Annotated in this window: 8 protein-coding genes; 4 read left to right on the forward strand and 4 right to left on the reverse strand. The window is 62.5% G+C overall.

Features of this window, described 5'->3' with window-relative positions; all coding sequences use genetic code 11:
• From CAPSK01_RS22390 to ispD, 4 genes are all read right to left on the reverse strand, one after another.
• The coding region (locus tag CAPSK01_RS22390) for an SdrD B-like domain-containing protein (RefSeq protein WP_273703361.1) at positions 1–984 on the reverse strand (984 nt) is incomplete at its 3' end.
• A gap of 197 nt (positions 985–1,181) precedes the next feature.
• Positions 1,182–1,331 carry a PEP-CTERM sorting domain-containing protein gene (locus CAPSK01_RS22395; RefSeq protein WP_273703362.1) on the reverse strand — a complete coding sequence of 50 codons (150 nt, stop codon included), beginning with the start codon at positions 1,329–1,331 and terminating at the stop codon, positions 1,182–1,184.
• 312 nt (positions 1,332–1,643) lie between these two features.
• Entirely contained in the window at positions 1,644–2,123 is a 480-nt protein-coding gene (gene ispF, locus CAPSK01_RS08645) for a 2-C-methyl-D-erythritol 2,4-cyclodiphosphate synthase (protein WP_034925278.1), read from the reverse strand.
• The gene (ispD, locus tag CAPSK01_RS08650) at positions 2,120–2,821 is read right to left on the reverse strand and encodes a 2-C-methyl-D-erythritol 4-phosphate cytidylyltransferase (protein ID WP_034925281.1); all 702 of its coding nucleotides are present in this window, start codon (positions 2,819–2,821) and stop codon (positions 2,120–2,122) included. The genes ispF and ispD overlap by 4 nt, the downstream gene beginning before the upstream one ends.
• Before the next feature lie 182 nt (positions 2,822–3,003).
• Here ispD and amrB point away from each other — a divergent pair, with 182 nt between their 5' ends.
• The 4 genes from amrB to CAPSK01_RS08670 form a co-directional block, all read left to right on the forward strand.
• Positions 3,004–3,777, forward strand: coding sequence for an AmmeMemoRadiSam system protein B (gene amrB, locus CAPSK01_RS08655; RefSeq protein ID WP_273703378.1), 774 nt, complete (start codon positions 3,004–3,006; stop codon positions 3,775–3,777).
• Positions 3,767–4,315, forward strand: coding sequence for an AmmeMemoRadiSam system protein A (amrA, locus tag CAPSK01_RS08660; RefSeq protein WP_034925286.1), 549 nt, complete (start codon positions 3,767–3,769; stop codon positions 4,313–4,315). The genes amrB and amrA overlap by 11 nt, the downstream gene beginning before the upstream one ends.
• Positions 4,300–5,409 carry an AmmeMemoRadiSam system radical SAM enzyme gene (amrS, locus tag CAPSK01_RS08665; RefSeq protein ID WP_273703363.1) on the forward strand — a complete coding sequence of 370 codons (1,110 nt, stop codon included), beginning with the start codon at positions 4,300–4,302 and terminating at the stop codon, positions 5,407–5,409. Before amrA ends, amrS begins: the two co-directional genes overlap by 16 nt.
• Positions 5,406–6,003 (forward strand): hypothetical protein (locus CAPSK01_RS08670; RefSeq protein ID WP_273703364.1); only part of this gene is annotated, 598 nt, incomplete at its 3' end. The genes amrS and CAPSK01_RS08670, both read left to right, overlap by 4 nt.

A 6,003-nucleotide genomic window follows, 5' to 3' on the forward strand; every position in this document is an offset into this window, starting at 1 on the left:
AGGCTGGACCAGCCCTGCGTCGAGGGTCTGATTCGACCCTCCTGGCGGAAGCGTAACGACCTGACTGAAACCAGAGGTCACATTTGCATCGCTGTCGGCAGCATCCTGGGCATTGCCGTTTGCATCCTGCGTGGTGAACTGATATGAGGTCGGCGCAATGAATTTCACCTGATAGTTACCCGCCTTGAGGCCAGTGAACTGGTAGAAACCATGCTCGACCGCTGCAGTACTGAAGTCGTCACCAGTCGTGGTGCTCCTGATGAAGTTGCCGCTGCCGTCGTACAACTCGACGACCACATTGTCGACGCCAGCCTCATTGAGATCCTGGAGGCCGTTGCCGTTGCCATCGAGCCAGACGTAGTCGCCGAGTTTGGCGCTCTGCAGCTGGATGATCAGCGGCTGTACGTTGCCCGTCGGGTCAATGAATGTCGTGAAGAACGCATCGGTTGGCAATACGCCGTTGCCGCTGGCGATGGCGATGGCTGATTGAGACATCAGGAAGTCGATGTCAGCGGAGCTGACAACGTTATTGCCGCCGTCGTTCAGGAAGGGAGTCTGGCCTGCAGCAAGAATCTGGGCGTCAGTAAAGCCGATGATCTTCCAGATCGCCGTCTGAACCTCACCGTAGTTGAATTGGCCACCGAACTTGGGATCGGAAGTCAGATTCTGCGCCAGTAGCCAGTTGATTCGGTCGATCTGTAGCTGCGTCAACACCAGCGAACCGGATGGATCAAACAACGGGACCGTGTTGCCAGGGTAGTTCGTCGTGCCAGGATAGGTTGTCGGCGACAAGTGGATGTCGATCAAGGGGGTAAGGCAATAGGCGTCATACACGCCATTGGGAAGCAACGGGTCTGTGCTGTTCGTGACGATCAGGTCCAGGAAACTTGGCGCACCCTGGTCCGGCTGCTGGGTTGCCGGATTGAATGAAGTGCCGGCCGCGTTGGTCGCTGGAGAGGTGACACGGATGGTGAATGTGCTCATGGCTTGGGTCTCTGGGTCAAAGATAATTAGTCAGAACAGCCATATTGCAACCCGCTGCGAATTTTCCACGGACCTCTTCCACAGACTCTGCAAGATGATGGCAGTCGGCTTGATGATCGGCACCTAACGCCAAAAACGCCAGGAATCAAGGGGCAGGAATCGAAACGCCCCCTTCTCCAGGCGTGAGTGACTCGGCTTTACTTCTTTTTACGCCGGGCTACCAGCATCGCGACAGCTGCTGCGGCTACCAGCGCCAGCGACTCCGGCTCCGGAACGTTCAGCACAGGGGCCGCAACAGCAGAAATTGCAGTAGCCATCAGAACAGCCACAGAGAGTAGTGCACGCATGAGAAAACTCCTCTTGAAAACAGTTGATCATTGATTAATAACACCTTCACTGCCGACTTATTGAGCGGCAGCCAAGGCGCACGAAGCATCAATCGTGCCAACTCATTCAAGAATCTGGTTTAACGATGAGTTCCATCGTCGGCGAGAGTGCCGTCCCATCGCACTGTAAGAAATTCCGACACCTGACCCACACCCCCGACAGGTATCGCTGACACGGACAAAAAGGTTGCTCCGATATATCGACCATCCCCTTGATTCGCACCCGAGGCCGCCTCCTCTGCAGTGGTGCGGTCTGGCCTCAGCGCTCAGCAGTCAAACCCCCCGGCAGATCAGCACCACCGCCTCGGTGGCGATGCCCTCACCACGGCCGACAAAGCCCAGCCGTTCGGCGGTCTTGGCCTTGACATTGATACAGCTTGTGGGCACCTGCAGGTCGGCGGCGATATTGGCGACCATCTGCGGCAGGTGTGGTGCCATCTTCGGCTGCTCCGCGAGGATCGTCGCGTCGACATTGCCCACCCGCCAGCCGGCCTGCGTCAGCAGCGCAAGCGTCGCGCGCAGCAACTGCCGACTGTCGGCACCCCGATAGCGGGCGTCGGTATCGGGAAAATGACGACCGATGTCGCCCAGCGCAGCGGCGCCGAGCAGTGCGTCGGTGATCGCGTGCAACAGCGCATCCGCGTCGGAATGGCCAAGCAGACCACAGGCATGCGGAATGTCGACGCCGCCGAGGATCAGCTTGCGTCCCGGAACCAGCGCGTGAATATCGCAACCTTGTCCGATGCGAATCATGGCTCTCCCTGCATTCTCCTCGCCAGCAGGATCAGTTCCGCCAGTCGCAGATCGACCGGATAGGTGACCTTGAGGTTGCTGGCGTCACTCTGCACCAGCTTCGGCCTGAAACCGGCGGCTTCGACGGCCGACGCCTCATCGGTGCCGGCGAAATGTTCGACCAAGACTCGGGCCAACAGGCCGTAACGAAACATCTGCGGCGTCTGCGCCTGCCACAGGCCGTCGCGCGGCTCGGTACCCGCCACGCGACGCTCGGCGTCGGCGCGTTTCAGTGTGTCCGCCACAGGCACCGCGAGAAGGCCGCCGACGGGATCGTCGGCAAGTTCGTCGCAAAGGGCCGTCAACATCGCCTGCGCAAGACAGGGACGTGCGGCGTCATGCACCAGTACCCAGTCTTCGTCGTCGGCAGCCGTCGCCGCAGCTTCGAGGCCATTGCGGACACTGGCGGATCGCGTCGCGCCCCCACAGAAAATGGTTTCGAGTTTATAACCTAGACTTGTCCAATCATGTTGCCGCCACCATCTATCCTCTGACGACAGCACCACCCAGACACGCTCGATGCGCGGATGGCGACAAAGGACCGCGAGACTGTGATAGATCAATGGCTGACCGGCAAGCATCTGATATTGTTTGGGCATCGCGCCGCCAAAGCGCGATCCCGAACCGGCCGCGGGGACGATTGCATAGTAATTTGGCATGGCGTAATTTTAACCGGTTATACGCACAGGGATGGCGAAATGAATCTGCAGTGTTGCGGCCAGACGATCACTTGCACGCCCATCCCGTGGTCACGGCGGCCTTCTGGTCGAGCCGCCCTTCATCAAGGAGCAAGCACGTGACGCACTCAACCCAGCAAATCCGTCCGGCCGCAGTCGCCGGCATGTTCTACCCCGGCTCCCCTTCAGCGCTGGCGCGCGACCTCCAGCAAATGCTGAGCCACACGCCACCGGCGCCAGGCATGCGCGCGAAGGCGATCATTGCCCCGCATGCCGGCTATGTCTATTCAGGTCCCATCGCGGCCAGCGTCTATGCGCCGCTCGCGGAGCTGCGCGAGCGCATTTGCCGCGTGATCCTGCTCGGACCGACCCACCGGGTCGCGGTCGATGGGCTGGCGCTGCCCTCCTCCCGCGCCTTCGCCACCCCGCTCGGCGTCGTCGAGCTCGACCAGGAAGCCATGGCCAGCATCGAACCATTGCCGCAGGTCATCGTCAGCGACGCCGCGCATGCCCTCGAACACTCGCTGGAAGTGCAGCTTCCTTTCCTGCAGACGGTGCTTGCCGAGTTCACGCTGTTGCCGCTCGCGGTCGGCCGCGCTTCGGCAGCAGCGGTGGCTGAAGTGCTCGAATGCCTGTGGGGAGGAGACGAGACGCTGATCGTGATCAGCTCCGATCTTTCGCACTACCTGCCCTACGCGCTGGCCCGTGAGACCGACAGCAACACCGCGCGCCACATTATCGCGCTCGATGCGCACCTCGACCATCAACAGGCGTGTGGCGCGACACCGGTCAATGGCCTGTTGCTGGCTGCGCGTCGGCACGGATTGCAGGCCAGACTGATCGATCTGCGCAATTCCGGCGACACCGCCGGCGACCGGTCGCGTGTCGTCGGCTATGGCGCCTTCAGTTTCAGCGCGGAGCCCGAACATGCCCACTGACGCCCTGGGCAGCGCTTTGCTGTCGATCGCCCGCAACGCCATCGCCAAGCGTTTCGGACTCGCCGTACAGGCCGTCGATCCGCTCCCGGAACTTGCCGAACCGGCAGCGACGTTCGTCACCCTCACCCAGGATGGTCAGTTGCGCGGTTGCATCGGCAGCCTCGAAGCGCACCGGCCACTTGCCAGCGATGTCGCTGAAAACGCCGTCGCCGCGGCCTTTCGTGATTCGCGCTTTGCGCCCCTGAGTCCGGCGGAGTTTGCCCGCACGCGCGTCGAGGTCTCGCTACTGACGCCGCCCGAGCCCTTCGCCGTGACCAGCGAGGCCGACGCGCTGGCGCGTCTGCGACCCGGCATCGACGGTCTGGTCATCAGTTACGGCAGGCGGCGCGCGACCTTCCTGCCGCAGGTCTGGGAATCGCTCCCTGAGCCACGCCAGTTCCTGGCGCAACTCAAACTCAAGGCCGGGCTGCCCGCCGACTTCTGGCACGAGCAGCTCGCCCTTGCGCGTTATGGAGTACGAAAATGGAAAGAGAATTAAACCATTCACCCAAGGTGCCGGAATCGGCCCATCCGGGTCGCTGGTGGCACGCCATCGAAGACGAACGCATTCAGTGCGACCTCTGTCCGCGTGACTGCAGACTGCATGAGGGGCAGCGCGGCGCCTGCTTCGTTCGCCAGAACCTCGGCGGACAGATGGTGCTGACCACCTACGGGCGTTCGTCGGGCTTCTGCATCGACCCGATCGAGAAAAAGCCGCTCAACCACTTCTATCCCGGCTCGTCGATCCTCTCCTTCGGCACTGCCGGTTGCAATCTCGCCTGCAAATTCTGTCAGAACTGGGACATCTCGAAGTCGAAAGACATGGACCGCCTGCTCGACGCCGCGACTCCCGAGGGCATCGCCGCCGCAGCGGTCGCCTACGGCGCCCAGTCGGTGGCCTTCACCTACAACGACCCGGTCATCTTCGCCGAATACGCGATCGACACTGCGCGGGCCTGCCATGAACACGACGTCAGGACGGTGGCGGTCACGGCCGGCTACATCCATCCCGAACCGGCGCGCGAGTTCTACGCCGTTCTGGACGCCGCCAACGTCGATCTCAAGGCCTTCACCGACGATTTCTACTTCAGGCTCTGCGGTGGCCACCTGCAACCGGTACTCGACATCCTCGCCTACATCCATCATGAAACGAAGTGCTGGCTCGAAATCACCACCCTGCTGATCCCGGGCAAGAACGATTCCGCCGGCGAAATCAAGGCACTCGCCGACTGGGTGGCGCGCGAACTGGGGCCGGAAGTCCCGCTGCACTTCACCGCCTTCCATCCCGACTGGAAAATGAACGACCTGCCCCCGACCCCGCCATCGACGCTGACACGGGCACGGCACATCGCCATCGACGCCGGCCTGCACTACGTGTACACCGGCAATGTGCACGACAGCGAAGGCGGGACCACCTTCTGCCCGTCTTGCCAGGCCGCGCTGATCGAGCGCGACTGGTACAACATCCGGCACTACGACCTGCCGAGCGATGGCCACTGTCCCCACTGCGGAACGTTGATTGCCGGCCACTTCACCCGTTTCGGCAAGCCTTTCGGACCGCGTCGCGTGCCGGTGCGGCTGGAGCGGCGGTGAACGAAGTCATTAGTTTTCCGGGAGATACGCCGATCTCCATCCCCACCGGGCAGGCTCTACTGCAAGGCTTGCTGACCCTGCCGGCGCGCTTGTCGGCCCTGGTCGTGCTGACGCATGCCGGCGAGAATTCCGAAGCGCGCGACGACGCTCTCGCCGCGGTCCTTCAGCACGCCGGCATCGGCACGCTGACGCTCGACCTGCTGACGCATGCCGAAGAACGCTTCGCCGACATTCACCACAACGTCTCGTTGCTCGCCAGGCGCCTGCTCGACGCGCTCGCACTGCTCAAGCAACGGATGCTGCTGGGTGAATTGCCGACGCTGCCGATCGGCCTCTGCGCCGCGGGTGACTGTTCGCCGGTGGCGCTGCGCGTTGCCGCCCTGCGCGACCATGACATTTTTGCCATCGTCTGCCGCGGCGGACTGATCGATCTGGCCGGCATGCTCTACCTGCGCTCGCTCAGCGCGCCATTGCTGGTTCTCGTCGGCGAGGACGACGAGCGCGTGACGGCAAGCAATCGGCGCGCCCTGCACGAGTTGAGCGGCCATCAGGAACTGAAACTGCTGCCGACCGTGTCCCCCGATTCGGCCGCCG

The organism is Candidatus Accumulibacter vicinus, assembly GCF_000584955.1.
Classification (GTDB): domain Bacteria; phylum Pseudomonadota; class Gammaproteobacteria; order Burkholderiales; family Rhodocyclaceae; genus Accumulibacter; species Accumulibacter vicinus.